The sequence below is a fragment of the Paenibacillus sp. SRL342 genome, from assembly GCF_984798905.1.
Window position 1 is genome coordinate 5,964,530 of the sequence record NZ_OZ481790.1, and the last position, 17,013, is coordinate 5,981,542.

Sequence of the window (17,013 nt, forward strand, 5' to 3'; positions counted from 1 at the left end):
ATAGGCTATCCCCTACGCGTTTCAGTTGCTCCTTTTTTCTCGATCTCTTCAGCGGAAGGCTGTGAAGACTTCACTTTGAGCAGGTCTCCTGTCCATCCTTTCATCATCAGCCATACATACATGCTGATCATGCTTAAGATAATAACGACAAGGACCAGTACAACTCCCCATGATTTGTCGATAAAGGGCAGGTTCTCAAAGTTCATCCCCCATATCGCGCCAGCTGCCGTGGCAGGTATGAACACAGCGGTAACTATGGTTAGCGTCTTCATAATCTCATTCCCACGAACTCCTGAGATCGCATTATCAATGGAAATCAACGTATCGATCTCTTTCTCGTAATGATTGAACAGACGCTCCATACGTTCCACACGATATTGAAGCTGTAGAAAGAAGCGATTGTCTTTCATCTCACTCAGGTAAGCTTCATGGGCAGCGGCCATGAGTTCCGAGTACGGGATAAACAGATTGCTCCAGTATAACAATTCAAATCGGGCAGCGAGAATCTGGTCCATCAAGGTACGTGCATTACGAGACTCCATCTTCCGTTCCAGATCACGCAGGTTCACCTCAAAGTGATCCATACCCACATGATAGTAATGCAGTATTGCTCGAAAAAGTACGAACATGCCATCCCTCGCCACTGTACATTGTTGCAACATATTTGCACGTTCATCTGTCTTCATAATACCTCTTGTATTTTCATCCATATTCAAGGTAACTAGGTTGGTGCGATCGACATAAAAGAACATCTGATTATCTTTTCTTTTGTCATCTCTCTCATTTTTAATCGCATACAACAAGGAGCCAAATATGACGGGCTCAGTACCATTCACGAAACGGACGGACAGATAATTCGACTCCACTTCCGGAATTTTATCGAGCCAATACTGCATATCGGGAAATGACTCTGTCAGCTCCTCCAAGGCATTTTTCATGCTATCCGTATCAGGTGCAACCCAATCCCACCATTGCCAATGGTCTGAGCAAGATAACTTGTCGCGACGGGCTTCCAGCTTGATTTGGTTCACAATCACAATATCCACTCCTGCACATATGTTTATTGCATACAACCTTTTTAATCCCAAAAAGGACACGTATGTATTCCAATGGAATTACGTGTCCTTCTCTATGCCGTACTCAAAAACATTTGGGTTCCATTTTTCATAACATTGAAGCATTAGACATGATCTGTTTCAATTTCTCTGTAGCTCGCTTCTGAATCCGAGATACACTCATCTGTGAAACACCAAGCTTCTGGGCAATTGCCCGCTGAGATTGGCCATCCTGGAATGCTAGAATAAGTACCTGCTGCTCTTGTTCCTTCAATTGTCCCAATGCCTGTTGCAAGTCCATCCGTTTTTCGACCGAATCATAGTCATTAACATCTGCACTGATCAGTTCTCCCAATGTTGCTGCACTGTCATCCTGAGATAAAGGAGAATCCAGTGATACATAATGGTAACATTCCCGACCAGCCAGAACTTCAATCGTCTCTTCTGCAGTCAAATCAAGGTATTCAGCAATTTCGTTCACACCGGGTGAGCGCTCCAACTTGACGGTTAACTCATCAATGGCATGTTGCACAAGGGCTCCCTTTTCCTTAATCCTCCGGGGCACCTGAATATACCAGGATTTGTCACGCAAGTAGTTCTTCATATGACCGATCATACTCTTCATGGCATAAGGTTCAAACGGAATACCTAGGTTGATATCGTATTGCTTAAGCAATCGAATCAAGGCCATCTGCCCGGTCTGATACAAATCTTCGTATAGATCGGGGCGATTCCGAGCGATTTTACCTGCTGCCATCTTAACCATTGGTTCATATTTACGGATGAGAACTGTTGCAATTTCATTATCTTGGGTCTGCTGGTATTCCCAGATCAAACCTATAGCTTCAGACATGGACTCTGGGGGAGTCACTTTTTCATTCATACTTTCTCCTCACTTCTTGCAAGACGTTTTACGAGTACTACTTTCGTACCTTTGCCCGTCTCACTTTCCACACTGACATCGTCCATCAAGGCTTGCATCAGGTAGAACCCAAGTCCGCCAATCTGTGCTTCTGTCAGTTCTTTGTCGTGAAGACCAGCACGTGACACAGCAGGATTCATGTTCTCGAAGCTGGCACCTTCGTCCTTGACAGTAATGGACAATGTTTCGCCTTCCACTTCGAATACAACTTCAACCATGCCACCTTCGTGTGAGTAGGCATACAGTACAGAGTTATTACAGGCCTCGGATACAGCAACTTTCATATCCTCAATGTCTTCATAAGAAAATCCCATTTTGGATGCTACTCCATAAAGATTAAGTCTTACAATATCAACGTAATCAGCTGTCGCCGGTAAATTAAGGGTGACTCTTTGAACTTCTGCATTCATTCCTTTTTCGATCCTTTCCTATTGGGAATTCTTCTGTGTGACAAAGAATTTGGCGATGCCCGTCATGTCAAAAAGTTTCTGAATCTGCGCAGGAACTTCCTGTACTTCAAAGCGAGCTTCCATTCCATGTCTTGCCTTCAAAACAGATAACAGGATACCAATCCCTGTACTATCGATATACTTCAATTCTTTCATGTTAATCACAAGATCCTGTTCCTTGTTATCCACGAGCGGCTCCATCACCAAGCGGAAGTCAGGAGCAACCGACAAATCCAGTTCGCCAGTCAGATACACCGTGCACACGCCGTCCTGAGTTTCAGTTCTTGCATTGAATTTTTCATTTTTATTTGTATTCATTAGACATCTCTCTCCTGATCAATGGTTTCCTTACCTAATAACCCAACTTCAGCACAAGTGAAACAGAAAGGAGTTTGGAAAATGTTTCAATTGGCCTGATTCATGGCTGAGGGACCTGGGTCTAACATTTGTCGTTGTTTCTGAAACTGGGCTATTTTTTGTTTTACATTGCCCATTTTTACCGGTTTACTAATATAATCATCCATGCCGGCAGCAATACAGCGTTGCTGAATACCTTCCATCACGTTAGCAGTCATCGCTATAATGATTGGCTGATTAGACTGGGACAGGCTCTCTCGAATCCGTCGTGTACATTCCAAACCGTCCATAACAGGCATCTGCAGATCCATAAACACATAGTCATAGGGATAACGGCTGCCGTTTACCATATCGAGTGCGCTCTGCCCATCTTCAGCAATGTCTGAGAGCAACCCAAGCTTACCGAGCATAATCGCCATCAACTTCTGGTTAATAGGATGATCATCCACGATTAATACCGTAGGATATTTATTCTCATTTTTCACATCCGTTGGTTTCTCTTCCCCGTTCCTCTGGACCAGTTCAGTTTCTACATAACGTTTCGCCTGAATTGTGAATACAAACGTTGCTCCCCGTTGCTCTGTTGTATCCAGGTAGATCTGTCCACCCATCATTTCAACCAGAGTCTTGCATATTGCCAGTCCTAAGCCAGTTCCACCGTATTTACGTGTCATGGATGTATCCAACTGGGAAAACGGCTGGAACAGGCGATCCACTTTGTCTGAAGCGATACCTATCCCAGTGTCTTTAACGGCAAACTCCAATGCCATTTGTCCATCCTTTTCTTCCTTAACTGACACGATCAGATACACTCCACCCTGATCGGTAAATTTGATCGCATTTGCAATAAGATTCAAGAGAACCTGACGGAGCCTTGCCATATCTCCATAGATTAATTCAGGGACAGAATCTTCCAGGAAATAATCCAGTTCCAGGTTCTTTTTGCCTGCTTCTGCAGCAAACAATCCCAGCACTTCCCGAATACAGGAGACAATTTCAAAAGGATGCTCTTCAAGTTCCATTTTGCCGGATTCCATCTTAGTAAAATCAAGAATGTCGTTGATGACCGTGACAAGTGCATCTGCGCTGCGACGAACGATATCTGCATATTCCTTCTGGTCTTCCCTCAGTTCCGTTTCCATCAGCAGATCAACCATGCCGATAACTCCGTTCATCGGTGTACGAATCTCATGACTCATCATTGCCAGGAACTCGGTCTTTGCATTGGCTGCAATTTCCGCTTCTTCCTTGGCCTGAATGAGTTGTTGGTTCATCTTCTCCAGTTCCTGTGTCTTCTGGTGAAGAAGCATGGTCTGTGTCTTCAAACGTTTATTGGTGATAAACATCTCTACAAAGCCCTCGATTTTGGATTTCAAAATCTGAGGAATAAATGGTTTAACCATGTAATCAATGGCCCCGGCTGAATATCCGGCAAACAAGTGCTCCGCTTCTCTGCTATTGGCAGAGATGAATATAATCGGCACATCCTTGGACTTGTCCCGTGCCTTAATTAACTTTGCTGTCTCAATTCCGTCCATTCCAGGCATCTGCACATCGAGAACGATAACCGCAAATTCGTCTTTTAGCAGACAGCGGAGTGCCTCTTCTCCGGAAGTTGCCTTAACGAGTTTATATTGTTCCGATTCCAGAACTGCTTCAAGAGCAAGCAAGTTCTCAGGGCGGTCATCTACCAATAATATGTGGATTGGTTCATTGAGCCCCATGGCTAACCCTAACCCCCTATTTGATCTTCCGGTATATTTTTTCGGTCCGGTCTAACGGCTCATAGGTATCACTGAACTCTGTAAAATGTATCGATTCTTTCGACCCCAGAACCAGAATACCAAAGTGGCTCAAGCTCTCATGAAACAGCCCATGCACATGGTTCCGCAGTTCATCATTAAAATAAATCATGACATTACGGCAAAAGATAACATTAAACTCGTTAAATGACCGATCCGTTGCCAGGTTGTGCTCGGCGAAAATGATGTTCTTCCGTAGAAAGGGATGAAATATCACCGAATTGTATTTCGCTGTATAGTACTCGGAGAAGGCTCTGGTACCCCCTGCCTCCAAATAATTTGTAGTAAATAGTTTCATTTTTTCAATACCGTATACGCCTTCTTTGGCCTGTTGCAAAGAGCGATCATTCATATCCGTTGCGTAGATTCTCGCCTTGTCATACAGTCCTTCCTCATGCAACATGATGGCCATGGAATAAACTTCCTCTCCCGTAGAGCATCCCGCATGCCATATTCGGATATACGGATAGGTTCTCAGGATAGGAATAATCTGCTCCCGAAACATTCGGAAAAGCGAAGGATCTCGAAACATTTCCGTTACAGGGATGGATAAGTTCTGTACAAAACGGTCAAACGCGGAACGGTCATGAAGAACACGTTCCTGTAAGCCGGATATGCTCTTAACACCTTCAGCATGTGCATGATGCCAGATTCTTCGTTTCAGGGATGGCAGTGCATAGTTTCTAAAATCATATCCATATAAACGGTGCATGCCTTCCAGCAGCAACTCAATCTCGATCAGCTCGCGCTCTTCATCTTGCGGCATACGGACCAAATCTGCCCCCGTCTCGGTAGGTTCCCACGGTGTCATAAGTTCTCTCCACTTCTTCATTTGTTACTTGCGTATTCGTTGTATTGTCTTTCATTACCCAAACAATGAACATACGAATAATGAACTTACGAATACAGCCAAACGCGCATTAAGGATAACAATTGATCTGTCTGGATCGGTTTTTTCACATAATCAGATGCTCCGGCCTCAATACATTTGCCGCGATCCTCTTTCATGGCTTTGGCCGTAAGCGCAATAATCGGCAACTTTTCAAACTGCGGGATCTGTCTGATTCGTGTCATCGCTTCATAACCGTCCATCTCTGGCATCATCATATCCATCAGTACCAGATCAAATTCCGGATTTTTGTCCAAAATCTCCAAAGCCTCTCGTCCGTTCTCAGCAAACGTCACATCCATCCGATAGCCTTCAAGAACACTTGAAAGGGCAAATACGTTACGAATATCGTCATCTACAAGCAATATTTTCTTGCCTTCAAACAACGTTTCCTTGTTGTGTAGTTTCTGCAAGATTCGACGCTTGTCTTCCGGCAAATTGGCTTCTACCCGATGCAGGAACAATGTAGTTTCATCCAGCAAACGTTCCGGTGACTTCACATCTTTGATAATGATGGATTCCGCATATTTGCGCAGCTTCATTTCTTCCTTGGAATCCAGTTCTTTGCCTGTATAAATTATAATCGGCAGATCGTTCAGATATTCATCATCGCGAATCTGGTCAAGCAACTCAAACCCGGTCATATCCGTTAACATCAGATCAAGTACCATACAGTCATAACGCTGGCTGTGTAATTCATTCAAAGCCTCACTACCTGTCGATACAGCGGTGATTGCAACATCATCATGACCAATCAATTCAATAATGGCTTTACGCTGAATTTCATCATCTTCGACGATCAACAGTCGTTTCAATTGATTCTCGGTATATGATTTGATATGCGAGAATGCTTTATCCAGTGAATCCTTGCTCGAAGGTTTTTTCAGATACGCAATGGCGCCCATCATCAGACCTTGCTTCATATCATCAATGACTGAAATCACATGAACCGGAATGTGGCGTGTTGCCGAACTGCTCTTCAGCTCGCCCAGAATGGTCCAACCATCCATCACCGGCAATTGAATATCCAGGATAATGGCATCCGGCAGATATTGACGTGCCATTTCAAGTCCTTTATCACCTTGAAGGGCAACAAGTGCTTTGAAGCCTCTTCCTCTCGCCATATCCATCAAAATATGTGCAAAGTTCACATCATCCTCAATGATGAGGAGGATTTTGTCACTCTCCATGATATTCTCCCGATCATCTTCGATCTGTGTGACATCTGGAGTATGGGTAGGAGACAGATCTGTACCCACGCTACGCTCCGGATCAGGAGAGAGAATGGACTGATGACTTGAAAACATGGTCCGTGCTTCGATGGACTGTTCATAAAGATCCTCTGAGGAAACAGCCGCTTCTCTTGAAGCACCTTCCTCTGCCAAGGCTTCCTCTTCATGATTATCCGGCAGGTACAAGGTAAAGCAGCTACCTTCCCCTTCGGATGATTCCACCTGTATTGCGCCACCAAGCAAACGTGCCAGTTCCCTGCTAATGGACAATCCCAGGCCAGTTCCACCGTATTTCCGACTTGTGGTCCCGTCTACTTGCTGGAACGCTTCAAAGATCAGATCCGTCTTGTCCGATGGAATGCCAATGCCCGTATCTTTCACACTGAATCCGAGATATTCCTGATTGGTGTTCATATAACCCGGCAGCTCTTCCGGTTTCATCCGTCGTCCAATCAGACTAACCGAACCTCGATTGGTAAACTTAAATGCGTTCGACAACAAATTCCGTAAAATCTGTTTCACGCGATGACTGTCGGTGTACACCCATTCCGGTAGATCGCTGTCGAAATCGATATTCAAGTTCAGTTCCTTTTTATTCGCCATCGGTCCAAAGTTCTGCTGAACAAAGCTGGTCAGCTCTTCCATTCGAACTGTCTCATAATTGATATCCATCTTGCCTGCATCCACCTTGGACAGATCCAGAATCTCATCAATCATCTTCAGCAGATCCGCGCCCGACATGTAGATGGTTTGCGCATATTCCTGCTGTTTGTCAGTCAGATTTCCACCCTTGTTCTCCGACAATAACTGGGACAAAATGAGCAGACTGTTCAATGGTGTACGGAGTTCATGTGACATATTCGCTAAAAATTCGGACTTGTACTTGCTTGTCATCGACAGCTGTGTAGCTTGCTGTTCCAACTGTGTCTTCGTTTTCTCAATTTCGTCATTCTTCTCTTCAACTTCACGTACCTGCTCTTCAAGCGCCCGCGTCTTGGCAATGAGTTCCGTATTGAAATGCTCCAGTTCTTCCTGCTGACGCTGCAGCAATTCCTCGGAACGTTTAAGTGCCTCTGTCTGCTCCTCCAGATTCTCATTGGAACGACGAAGTTCTTCTTGCTGTGTCTGCAATTCTTCCGATTGAACCTGCAGTTCCTCAGTCAGTGCCTGGGATTCACGCAGCAGCTCCTCCACACGCAAACGACGTCGAACGTTGTTCAAAATTACGCCCAGGTTCATAATCAGTTGTGTGAACAACTGCTTGTGAAGTTCATTGAAACCTTCAAAGGAAGCCACTTCAACTACACCAATCAGTTCATCCTCAAACACGACAGGATAGATCATGATACCCGCAGCACGTGTTGAGCCTGAAGCTGAACCAATATGCACGTAATCTTCAGGCGTATTTTCCAGAATAATCGGTGTCATATCCAGCGCGGCTTGACCAATCAGGCCTTCACCGATGCGATACATTTCTTTACCAACATCTTCGTTCTCTTCAAATGCGTATGCACCGTAACGTCTCAATTCGTCGGGATGTTTCTCCTCATCGATCAGATAGACGACACCCAACTGAGCGCCAAGCACAGGTGTGAACTCACTGATAAACATCTGTGAAATTTGGCGAATGGAGCCAATCCCCCGAAGCAGCTCCGGGACTCTTGCGATGTTTGAACTCATCCAGTTTTGATCCTGCTGAGCCTGTACATAAGCCTTCTCGATTTCCAGTTTTTCTTCCAGATCATTGGATACATCTTTGAACACACTGGCAATCTGACCAATTTCATCCTTGGATTTGACCTGAATGCGCCGAATGGTTCGGTAACGCCCTTTACCAAAGCTGGTAATCATCATAGATACAGTGTTCAGCCCCCGTGTAATACTCGGCAGCACCCACATAATGACACCCAATGCAAGCAACAACCCTGCAATCATGATACTTATCGTGATCTGTACAGCTCTCGTATACGCTGCATTAGCGTTCTTGATCTCGGCATCAATCTCTTGGTCCTGATAACGGGACAGAGCATTCAAACTATCCACAGCTTCTTTTTGCACCGCAAGTCCTGTTGAATTGCGGTAGTTATTCGCATCTTCTACCCTGCTTTGGGACATCAGGTTGATCTGTCTCGTTGCATAGGAGGTATAAGCCGTCCACGCAGTATTCACACGATCCACCAGTTGATGTTCAGGTGCACTGTCTGCTCGGTCTCTTACTTCAACGAGGTTGCGATCGCCTCGATCCTTCATCTCCTTCAGGTCAGCGTCTGCTGCTGCAGTCGAGTTGTTTGGATTCAATAACAAGTTAGCCAGCACTTTAGCGATGTCATTAACCTCTCCGCGTGCAGCAGAAGTGAATCTTACTTTGAGATAACGTTCCTGATACATCTGATCTATCTGTTGATTACTGCTGTTCAGCCGTTCATAACTCACAAACGTGAGCACGATCAAAATGGCCATCAGAGCGGTAAAACCAATCAGCAGTTTATTCCTGATCTTCATTCATCCCCCGCCCCTTTATCCAAAGTAATCCAGACCAGACATTTATCATCATCCCGCTCCTGGGGAATTTCGTCATCAAAAAACATGGCCTGCATGGCAGCTTCATTCCACTGATGTGACCCGGTCAGTTTTTCAATCAGGAATTCATGTTGTTCTTCCTGCCCGCCCTGAACAGCTTCCAATAATCCATCCGTATAGAGTGCAATATGCCCGTCACCCTCGTAATGGATCGTTTGTGGTTCAATATCCATTTTGTCAAATAAACCAACAGGACAGCAGACACTGTCAAATGTGGTGACACTGCCGTCGTTTCGGAAAAATAAAGCAGGTGGATGCCCTGCATTAACATAATCAATGCGCTTCATCCGTGTATCAACGACCAGATAAATGGCCGTGAAATAATACTGCACCAATTGTTTTTCCAGATGGAGCTGGTTAAAACGACGGTTCAACTCCTGAATGACCTTCTCTGGATCCACATAAGTGGTAACCGTATCTTTCAACACAGAAGCGATAAACATGGTAAACAGGGATGAAGATATCCCGTGTCCCATCATGTCGAGCAGCAGTACTCCGTAACGGCCTTCCCCAAGGGGGTACCAAGAATACAGATCACCCGCAAGCTCAAAGGATGGTTTATAGATGGCATGCACTTGGAACAGCGGGTCCCTAATTGCCGGACTTAAAACAGCATTTTGGACCATCGCTGCCAACTTGAGCTCATCCTGAATACGTTGATCACGCTCTTTATGCCAATCCTTCTCCTGTTTCAGACGAAGTGCGAGTCGAATTCTGGCCATCAGTTCGACTTTATTAATCGGTTTGGTCACATAGTCAGATGCACCTGCATCCAATGCTTCGGCAAGTTTCTTGGAGTCCCCGATGGCAGTCACCATAATAATCGGTATATCCTTCAGATTCTCAAATTTCTGCACAATACTGCAGGCTTCGATGCCGTCCATCTCGGGCATCATCATATCTAGCAAAATCAGGTCAATATCCGACGGTTTTGGACGAAGTTCGTTGCTTTCCTCCCCAATTCCCAACACTTCAAACATTTCCATGGCGGAACTCGCCGTTGCAATGTCACGATAGTTTTCTTTTTTCAGAATTTCTCGAATGATAATGACATTCGTCGGATTGTCGTCAACAATAAGTATTCTCATTGATATCTCCTTATCTGTGGCGTCCGGGTTTGTCGATTCTTATTAAGTTAAAACGAACGTTGATTATACAAATTTTGCATACAAAACGGCAGTAGACATAATAATTCCTAGTATAACTATAATCGTAAAAACAAAAAACTTCTATTAATACGTGTTCAAAAAGACCTGTTTTCAGTACCGAGAAGATGGGATAAAGCTAGAAATGGAGTAGCGGAGCGTAGGGAAAACTACGTGAGCAACGGACATTTCGGCTGAATTCCATATTCGATGCTGATGATGCCGATAGGCATCCTTCGTAATCAAAAGCGGACTTTATGAACATCCTTTATCAGTAAATGGCACCATCGCAGGGGAAAACCCCCGCTCGTTACCCTGTTTTTGCAGCGTCCTGATCCCGCTTCCAAACTTGCAAAAACATAGATAAGGAATGGGGAAAGCCCCATTCCTTATCTATGTTTTTGATTAAGCATTTTACATAAATGATTCAGAAGCTTGTCCATGTTCAGCAAACTTCAACTTGCAAGTATATCGGGTTAATCTTTCTTTTTAGCAATAACGAGTACTTTACCTTTGTCGAGTTCACTCTCATAGAAGTCCGCTTCGGCTTCGGTAAAGCCCATCGAAACAATTTTGGCCCGGAGTTCATCACCACGTGAGCGGAACAGATTCGCCAAGGAATCAAATACTCCTTCTTCCTTAATGCCAATTTCTTTGGCATCTGCTGTATCGGCAATTCGATCTGTACGATCCTTCTCATGGGCGAGAACAAAGATTTGATCAGGAAGGTATCCGGTAATCTGCAATTCTTTCACCGCTTCTACCGCCTGGACTCCGTTTTCTACCACTTTTGCATAAGCTTGCTCATTGGTTGAATTCATCGTTTCCACTCTCCTCTGATTTAATCTTCTGTATCGCGCTACTTAGTATATAACCATACTATATGGGGTTGAAACGATTCGGTAATAACCAATCCTAGGAAACTGTATCATCAAAAAGATCAATGCCTTCAATCTGCTGAGATCCTGACTTCATATATACTTTCAGAGCCTGGTCTCCACGGAGAAACACTTCTCCGTCCTCTGCCACATAATAAGGTTTCCCAAGAGCATGATGGAACGCTTCAATATTCATCTCAATTCTCTTTCCGTTTAACATGATGTGATTCTCAGATGCATCGATATGCACATATTGAATGACATCCGTATCTTCACACAAGCCAACCTTCACATCATGAAAGTGATATTCAGGACACCCCAGATAAGGATCTTCCTGTTTATGCCCCGGTTGGCCCTTCTTGGCCAACAAATCATCCATAGTGTCATCCAAAGAAATACCATTCAGAGTCCGAAAATGCTGGAAAGTCTCGGATCGATTAACAGCCAGAGTTACCTCTGACGCCTTCTCTTCCATTGCCGTCCATTGCATATCGTGAGCAGCGGGTACCGCTGCCGGTTGAACGGAAAAGGGAGAAATTACGCTAAACATCACAAGCAGTAGTTTCATCATGATTCTCACCCTTTCATCAGGTTCATCACCGCTCTGAAGGCTTCTTCATGGGTTACAAAGCGGTCATGTTACTTGCGCATCCGTTGCCATACATTCGCTGCAAGATCAATATACTTCATCCAGTTTTTCCCGCCCTTAGCTTCACCATTATATGTAGCTTCATAGGATTGCAGGGTACGATCCGTTGATGTAGCAGGCGGTGCAGTTACATGAACCGATTCAGCATGCTTGGTCTGTTCAGCGTTGTTACGTTTGGTCTGAAATTTCGCCATCAGCGTTGTGGAGACTTGTTTGGCTGCTGCCGTCACTTCATTCAACACTTCACCCAGATTCTCAACAGATTCCATAACAGGATCAATTTTTTTCATTTTGTGCTGTACATCCACCGTAATATCATTGGCATGTCTTACCGTCTGCTTCACTTCATAACTAAGTTCATCAATGGTTTTCTGTACCTCCTGCAATGTCTGTGAGACATTGTCCAGAGAACCCTGAGCGGATTTCAAGGTACGAATTAAAAAGAATACCAGTACTGCAAATGCCACTGCAATCAGGGCCACGCTAATTTGATAGATCATAGAAGAACCTCTCTTTCCATATGTGCATCAGTTTGTTATTGCTATAGTTACCCGGCGATTTCCCGGACGAAACAATATTATATATCCCTTCATATATGCCTTCGCTTGGAAAAAAAACCAATGTTTCAAGCGGTTAGCACTCGGTTAAAGTTAGACTACACAAGGCGGTGAGGTGAACACAACTCACTGCACAATCAAGTAACGAAAGGATGAATACTTATGTTGAAATGGTCTGTATTATTTCTAATTATTGCACTGGTAGCAGGTATTTTTGGATTCTTCGGTATTGTTGAAGCAGCTGCTTCAATCGCGAAAGTACTCTTCTTCATCTTTGTTGTACTGTTCGTAATCTCCCTGATTACGGGACGCAGCCGAATGCGATAACCTCAGGTTCTGATATGACTGAGTGTTACTAAACGAATACATACAAAAGCCGATCGTGCTACCAAGCCGATTGGCTTTTGTGCGTTCAGGCATAGGTCAACTTTTCTATACTATGTATTGCACTCCCTTCTGCTTTATTCCAATCCGCTCTCGTATGAATCACAAAAAATCAGGACCTTTTTGAGATAGCCAACCCGGTTTTATCCCACCGAAGTATGATATTTACAGGCTTGCTATATACCCACATATGAGCCAGTTGACACTGGAGAATGCAAGAAAATATTGTTATAATTTGTGATTCATAAGGGTGCTTGCTTGGTTACTTGTAATCAGGACAACATTTTACATACCTACCGAGGAGGAAAAACAAAATGAAAAAAATCGTAAGTTTTGCCGCTGCTTTAACGTTGATGGGTTCGATGGCTGCTGCTGCGGGTGCTGAGGAAGCGGTTACTGGAACGGTGAATCCGGAAAAAGGAACAGAAGCTACAACAACGACAACGACCACAACAACTCCAGCTGTTGAAGTGAACAAACCTGCTGTGAATACAGTAGAAGGTAAAGCTGAGACGGTAACTGGGGCAACCTACGGCACAGATGACAAAATGTTTGAAGAGCCACTCGTAAAACCAGGCGATGAAGTACTGGCACCAACGATGTTGCTGAACCTTCTGGAGCGCACTTGGTTCTATGATGCACCTAACGGTAAGCCAATCGGTGCATTAGGCTCCCAAGTCATCGATACAACAGGTGAAGTTGTTGATGGATTCGATGGCGGCGAGTGGGTACAAGTATACACGTGGAAAGGCAAAGCGTGGATCCACGTTGCCATTCAATAACATCGTATAATCGTTCTAATGATAAGTAAAGAGGACAGCACGCACAATCGCGGCTGTCCTCTTTTGATTTTCCAAGATGTTCACTCCCTGTTCATGAGTTCCTTGTGACTTCTTCCGTCTTTGGTTCCACATGAACATGTACATGCATGATGTTATGCGATCGCTTCAACCGCTCTTCAACACGGTCACAGATCTGATGGCCTTCAATCAAGCTTAGGCCTCCGTCCACTTCAATGACTACATCCACAAGTACATGACTGCCATGCACACGCGCCTTCACATCCTTGATCATCTCAACACCGGGAACGCGTGCTACGGAGGATCTGAGATCCGTCAGTTCCTTCTGGTCAAATCCATCCGTAAGACGATGTGTAGAATCCCGGAAAATCTCCCAAGCCGTCTTGCAGATCAACAGACCTACAGCAATGGCAGCTACTTTATCCAGCCATGGAAGTCCGAACTGCGCACCTATAATTCCAATTGCAGCGCCTATGCTGACCCAGGCATCCGAACGATTATCTTTCGCCGCAGCCATCAGAGCCTGACTATTAATTTGTTTAGCCAGACGGTGATTGTAACGATATACACCTAACATCACAACGGCACAGACTACAGCCACCGCTGCCGCCCACAGATTTGGAGCAACAAAGGCTCCTTCATACCAGGAGCGAACGGCTTCAACCAATACTTGCAGCCCAACCATAGCCATAATAAACGAAGCCACCAAGGCAGCAACCGTCTCCGCTCTAAAATGACCATAGGCATGATCCGAATCAGGTGGTTTCTGGGAGATCCGAAGCCCGATCAATACAGCAACGGATGCCACAATATCCGTAAGGTTATTAAAACCATCGGCCAGCAAGGCGCTGGAAGCAAATAAATATCCACAGATCAGCTTAAAAGCGGACAAGACGAGATAGGCTGCAATACTAACCCAAGCCCCTCGCTCCCCTTTTCGAATTTCTTCATAAGCGTTCAAACCGGGCGACACCCCTTTAACGTTTCGTATTACGGTTTTTCCATGTTAACAAATGTGGAGCGTGTGGGTCTACAGAAACAGTGTTGCCAAGCTGCATTGCTGTAGGCAAGCCGAAAAAAAGTTGCCAGACGGCAGGGCTGTAGTTAATGAGAAAAAATGTTGGCCCGGGTAAAACCAAAGGTTTTGAGCATTTTATCAGGTTGCCCTTGTAGGGCTTTTGTAAAACGTATAAAATAGGTACATCCCGTCCAATTTGGACGGCTCACTGTAAGACCGGGAGGGAAATAACGATGAGCGAAAATAACGAACCGAAAAAGGTCAGTTTGCAGGATGCTATACGCCAAAAGCTGGCGCAAAAGAAAGAACAAGCAAATTTCGGTAACCAATCCAGCGCCTACTTTGAAGGCGGACCTAAAGCGATGAAGAGTCAAAACAACAAGAAGCCTAACAACCAACGTCGCCGTACTGGTGGATCTTAGGTCTTAAAGCCGAAGAGAAACCCATTGAATTACAAAAAGAACCGCAAGCCTTCTTCACAGAGGCTTGCGGTTCTTTGGTGTTCCTATAATAATGTGCCGTAGATGATGCTTGGTTTAAGCTTCTACCGGATACATTTTATTGCGCAGTTCTTTGATTTCATCACTTTCCAGATATTCGTCATAGCTCATTTGGCGATCAATGATGCCATTCGGCGTAATTTCGATAATCCGGTTAGCAATGGTTTGAATGAACTGATGGTCATGGGATGTGAACAGCATGGTGCCGTCAAAATCAATCATACCATTGTTCAGCGCTGTAATGGATTCGAGATCCAAGTGGTTCGTAGGCTCATCCAGAATCAATGCGTTAGCACCAGTCTGCATCATTTTCGCCAACATACAGCGAACTTTCTCGCCCCCGGAGAGTACACTTGCCTTTTTCAAGGATTCCTCACCTGAGAACAACATACGTCCCAAGAATCCACGCAGATACGTTTCATCCTGATCTTTGGAATATTGACGGAGCCAATCCACAAGAGTCATGTCTACACCGTCAAAATATTTGGAGTTGTCTTTTGGGAAATAAGCTTGAGTTGTAGTTACCCCCCAAGTATATTCGCCGCTATCCAACTCCGTTTCACCCATAAGAATATCAAACAAGAGTGACTTGGCATTCCCGTTCGGGCCAACAAATGCGATTTTATCCCCTTTGTTCACGACAAAGCTGATATCATTCAGCATGTTCACACCATCAATGGATTTGCTGATACGATCTACGGTCAACAATTGTTTACCAGCTTCACGCTCAGGTTTGAAGTTGATAAACGGATATTTACGGTTCGATGGACGAAGGTCATCCAGCGTGATTTTGTCGAGTTGTTTCTTCCGGGAAGTTGCCTGTTTCGATTTCGAGGCGTTCGCCGAGAAACGTTGAATAAAGGCTTGAAGCTCTTTAATCTTCTCTTCTTTTTTCTTGTTGGCATCACGTTGCAACGCAAGTGCCAATTGGCTGGATTCGTACCAGAAGTCATAGTTACCTACGTACAGCTGGATTTTACCAAAGTCGATATCCGCAATGTGTGTACATACTTTGTTCAGGAAGTGACGGTCATGGGATACCACAATAACAGTACCTTCATAGTCCATCAAGAAGTTCTCAAGCCATTGAATGGATTCGAGATCCAAGTGGTTGGTAGGCTCATCGAGCAACAGGTTGTTTGGACGACCAAACAATGCTTGTGCAAGCAGGACACGAACTTTTTCGTTACCACTTAGTTCATTCATTTTTTTATCGTGCATGTCACGGTCGATACCCAGACCGATCAGGAGTGCCGCTGCATCCGGCTCAGCATCCCAGCCATTCAACTCGGCAAATTCACCTTCAAGTTCACCTGCACGCAGGCCATCTTCTTCCGTGAAGTCCGCTTTGGCATACAGCGTATCTTTTTCTTTCATAATGGCATAGAGACGACTATGACCCATAATTACCGTTTCGAGAACCGGATACTCATCATATTCAAAGTGGTTTTGCTTCAAAACGGCCATACGTTCGCCCGGGGTGATGTGCACCTCTCCCGAGTTTGATTCAATTTCACCGGACAAAATTTTCAAGAATGTTGATTTACCGGCTCCATTGGCGCCGATGAGGCCGTAACAGTTTCCTGGTGTGAATTTGATATTTACATCTTCAAAAAGTGCACGTTTTCCGTAGCGGAGCGTGATGCCGCTTGTACTGATCATTAAGCATACCATCCTTTATTGGTTAATCTGCATACTGCATGAATAGCAAGTTGCGTAAATCATGGATTCAATATCCCGATGCCTATTCTGGCACCATATTATAACACAAAAAAGCGGCAAATTCGAAAATTGGC

General features: G+C 44.6%; 16 protein-coding genes. 3 read left to right on the forward strand and 13 right to left on the reverse strand.

What is annotated here, in order from left to right:
* Window positions 1-5 precede the first annotated feature (5 nt).
* From AC4E8D_RS26425 to AC4E8D_RS26475, 11 genes are all read right to left on the reverse strand, one after another.
* A complete protein-coding gene (locus AC4E8D_RS26425; protein WP_423804658.1) occupies window positions 6-1,034 on the reverse strand; it encodes a magnesium transporter CorA family protein in 1,029 nt (342 codons plus the stop codon).
* Window positions 1,035-1,164: 130 nt separating this feature from the next.
* The gene (locus AC4E8D_RS26430; protein WP_047841571.1) at window positions 1,165-1,938 is read right to left on the reverse strand and encodes a sigma-70 family RNA polymerase sigma factor; all 774 of its coding nucleotides are present in this window, start codon (window positions 1,936-1,938) and stop codon (window positions 1,165-1,167) included.
* The gene (gene rsbW, locus AC4E8D_RS26435; RefSeq protein ID WP_076212654.1) at window positions 1,935-2,387 is read right to left on the reverse strand and encodes an anti-sigma B factor RsbW; all 453 of its coding nucleotides are present in this window, start codon (window positions 2,385-2,387) and stop codon (window positions 1,935-1,937) included. The genes AC4E8D_RS26430 and rsbW overlap by 4 nt, the downstream gene beginning before the upstream one ends.
* Window positions 2,388-2,405: 18 nt before the next feature.
* Complete coding sequence (locus AC4E8D_RS26440) at window positions 2,406-2,744, reverse strand: STAS domain-containing protein (protein WP_036606989.1); 339 nt, start codon at window positions 2,742-2,744, stop codon at window positions 2,406-2,408.
* Window positions 2,745-2,830: 86 nt separating this feature from the next.
* The gene (locus AC4E8D_RS26445; protein WP_237178245.1) at window positions 2,831-4,507 is read right to left on the reverse strand and encodes a response regulator; all 1,677 of its coding nucleotides are present in this window, start codon (window positions 4,505-4,507) and stop codon (window positions 2,831-2,833) included.
* A 16-nt stretch (window positions 4,508-4,523) separates the two neighbouring features.
* Window positions 4,524-5,396, reverse strand: a complete 873-nt coding sequence (locus AC4E8D_RS26450) for a CheR family methyltransferase (RefSeq protein WP_074096446.1) — start codon at window positions 5,394-5,396, stop codon at window positions 4,524-4,526.
* Window positions 5,397-5,482: 86 nt separating this feature from the next.
* Window positions 5,483-9,208: a response regulator gene (locus AC4E8D_RS26455; protein ID WP_221820802.1), complete on the reverse strand. Its 3,726-nt coding sequence runs from the start codon at window positions 9,206-9,208 to the stop codon at window positions 5,483-5,485.
* The gene (locus tag AC4E8D_RS26460) at window positions 9,205-10,374 is read right to left on the reverse strand and encodes a PP2C family protein-serine/threonine phosphatase (protein ID WP_221820800.1); all 1,170 of its coding nucleotides are present in this window, start codon (window positions 10,372-10,374) and stop codon (window positions 9,205-9,207) included. Before AC4E8D_RS26460 ends, AC4E8D_RS26455 begins: the two co-directional genes overlap by 4 nt.
* Window positions 10,375-10,907: 533 nt before the next feature.
* Complete coding sequence (locus AC4E8D_RS26465) at window positions 10,908-11,252, reverse strand: YflT domain-containing protein (protein WP_076212661.1); 345 nt, start codon at window positions 11,250-11,252, stop codon at window positions 10,908-10,910.
* 94 nt (window positions 11,253-11,346) lie between these two features.
* Window positions 11,347-11,880 carry a hypothetical protein gene (locus tag AC4E8D_RS26470; protein ID WP_221820798.1) on the reverse strand — a complete coding sequence of 178 codons (534 nt, stop codon included), beginning with the start codon at window positions 11,878-11,880 and terminating at the stop codon, window positions 11,347-11,349.
* A gap of 68 nt (window positions 11,881-11,948) precedes the next feature.
* The gene (locus tag AC4E8D_RS26475) at window positions 11,949-12,458 is read right to left on the reverse strand and encodes a DUF948 domain-containing protein (protein ID WP_076212664.1); all 510 of its coding nucleotides are present in this window, start codon (window positions 12,456-12,458) and stop codon (window positions 11,949-11,951) included.
* A 219-nt stretch (window positions 12,459-12,677) separates the two neighbouring features.
* Between AC4E8D_RS26475 and AC4E8D_RS26480 the strand changes: the two genes are divergently transcribed.
* A complete protein-coding gene (locus AC4E8D_RS26480) occupies window positions 12,678-12,842 on the forward strand; it encodes a DUF1328 domain-containing protein (protein WP_017692264.1) in 165 nt (54 codons plus the stop codon).
* Between the two features lie 371 nt (window positions 12,843-13,213).
* Window positions 13,214-13,681 carry a hypothetical protein gene (locus tag AC4E8D_RS26485; protein WP_221820797.1) on the forward strand — a complete coding sequence of 156 codons (468 nt, stop codon included), beginning with the start codon at window positions 13,214-13,216 and terminating at the stop codon, window positions 13,679-13,681.
* Between the two features lie 91 nt (window positions 13,682-13,772).
* Here AC4E8D_RS26485 and AC4E8D_RS26490 read toward each other — a convergent pair whose 3' ends face one another.
* On the reverse strand, window positions 13,773-14,660 hold the full coding sequence (locus tag AC4E8D_RS26490; RefSeq protein WP_237178240.1) for a cation diffusion facilitator family transporter: 888 nt from the start codon (window positions 14,658-14,660) through the stop codon (window positions 13,773-13,775).
* Between the two features lie 290 nt (window positions 14,661-14,950).
* On the opposite strand from AC4E8D_RS26490, the gene AC4E8D_RS26495 reads away from it, so the two are divergent.
* On the forward strand, window positions 14,951-15,139 hold the full coding sequence (locus tag AC4E8D_RS26495; protein ID WP_221820794.1) for a hypothetical protein: 189 nt from the start codon (window positions 14,951-14,953) through the stop codon (window positions 15,137-15,139).
* Window positions 15,140-15,253: 114 nt separating this feature from the next.
* On the opposite strand, the gene AC4E8D_RS26500 is transcribed toward AC4E8D_RS26495, so the two are convergent.
* Window positions 15,254-16,879, reverse strand: a complete 1,626-nt coding sequence (locus tag AC4E8D_RS26500; protein ID WP_062836460.1) for an ABC-F family ATP-binding cassette domain-containing protein — start codon at window positions 16,877-16,879, stop codon at window positions 15,254-15,256.
* Window positions 16,880-17,013: the final 134 nt, after the last annotated feature.

Coding starts and splice junctions, on each gene's coding strand:
- AC4E8D_RS26430 (WP_047841571.1), bottom strand. CDS start 1,938: ATGAATGAAAAAGTGACTCCCCCAGAGTCCATGTCTGAAGCTATAGGT.
- rsbW (WP_076212654.1), bottom strand. CDS start 2,387: ATGAATGCAGAAGTTCAAAGAGTCACCCTTAATTTACCGGCGACAGCT.
- AC4E8D_RS26440 (WP_036606989.1), bottom strand. CDS start 2,744: ATGAATACAAATAAAAATGAAAAATTCAATGCAAGAACTGAAACTCAG.
- AC4E8D_RS26445 (WP_237178245.1), bottom strand. CDS start 4,507: ATGGGGCTCAATGAACCAATCCACATATTATTGGTAGATGACCGCCCT.
- AC4E8D_RS26450 (WP_074096446.1), bottom strand. CDS start 5,396: ATGACACCGTGGGAACCTACCGAGACGGGGGCAGATTTGGTCCGTATG.
- AC4E8D_RS26455 (WP_221820802.1), bottom strand. CDS start 9,208: ATGAAGATCAGGAATAAACTGCTGATTGGTTTTACCGCTCTGATGGCC.
- AC4E8D_RS26460 (WP_221820800.1), bottom strand. CDS start 10,374: ATGAGAATACTTATTGTTGACGACAATCCGACGAATGTCATTATCATT.
- AC4E8D_RS26465 (WP_076212661.1), bottom strand. CDS start 11,252: ATGAATTCAACCAATGAGCAAGCTTATGCAAAAGTGGTAGAAAACGGA.
- AC4E8D_RS26470 (WP_221820798.1), bottom strand. CDS start 11,880: ATGATGAAACTACTGCTTGTGATGTTTAGCGTAATTTCTCCCTTTTCC.
- AC4E8D_RS26475 (WP_076212664.1), bottom strand. CDS start 12,458: ATGATCTATCAAATTAGCGTGGCCCTGATTGCAGTGGCATTTGCAGTA.
- AC4E8D_RS26480 (WP_017692264.1), top strand. CDS start 12,678: ATGTTGAAATGGTCTGTATTATTTCTAATTATTGCACTGGTAGCAGGT.
- AC4E8D_RS26485 (WP_221820797.1), top strand. CDS start 13,214: ATGAAAAAAATCGTAAGTTTTGCCGCTGCTTTAACGTTGATGGGTTCG.
- AC4E8D_RS26495 (WP_221820794.1), top strand. CDS start 14,951: ATGAGCGAAAATAACGAACCGAAAAAGGTCAGTTTGCAGGATGCTATA.
- AC4E8D_RS26500 (WP_062836460.1), bottom strand. CDS start 16,879: ATGATCAGTACAAGCGGCATCACGCTCCGCTACGGAAAACGTGCACTT.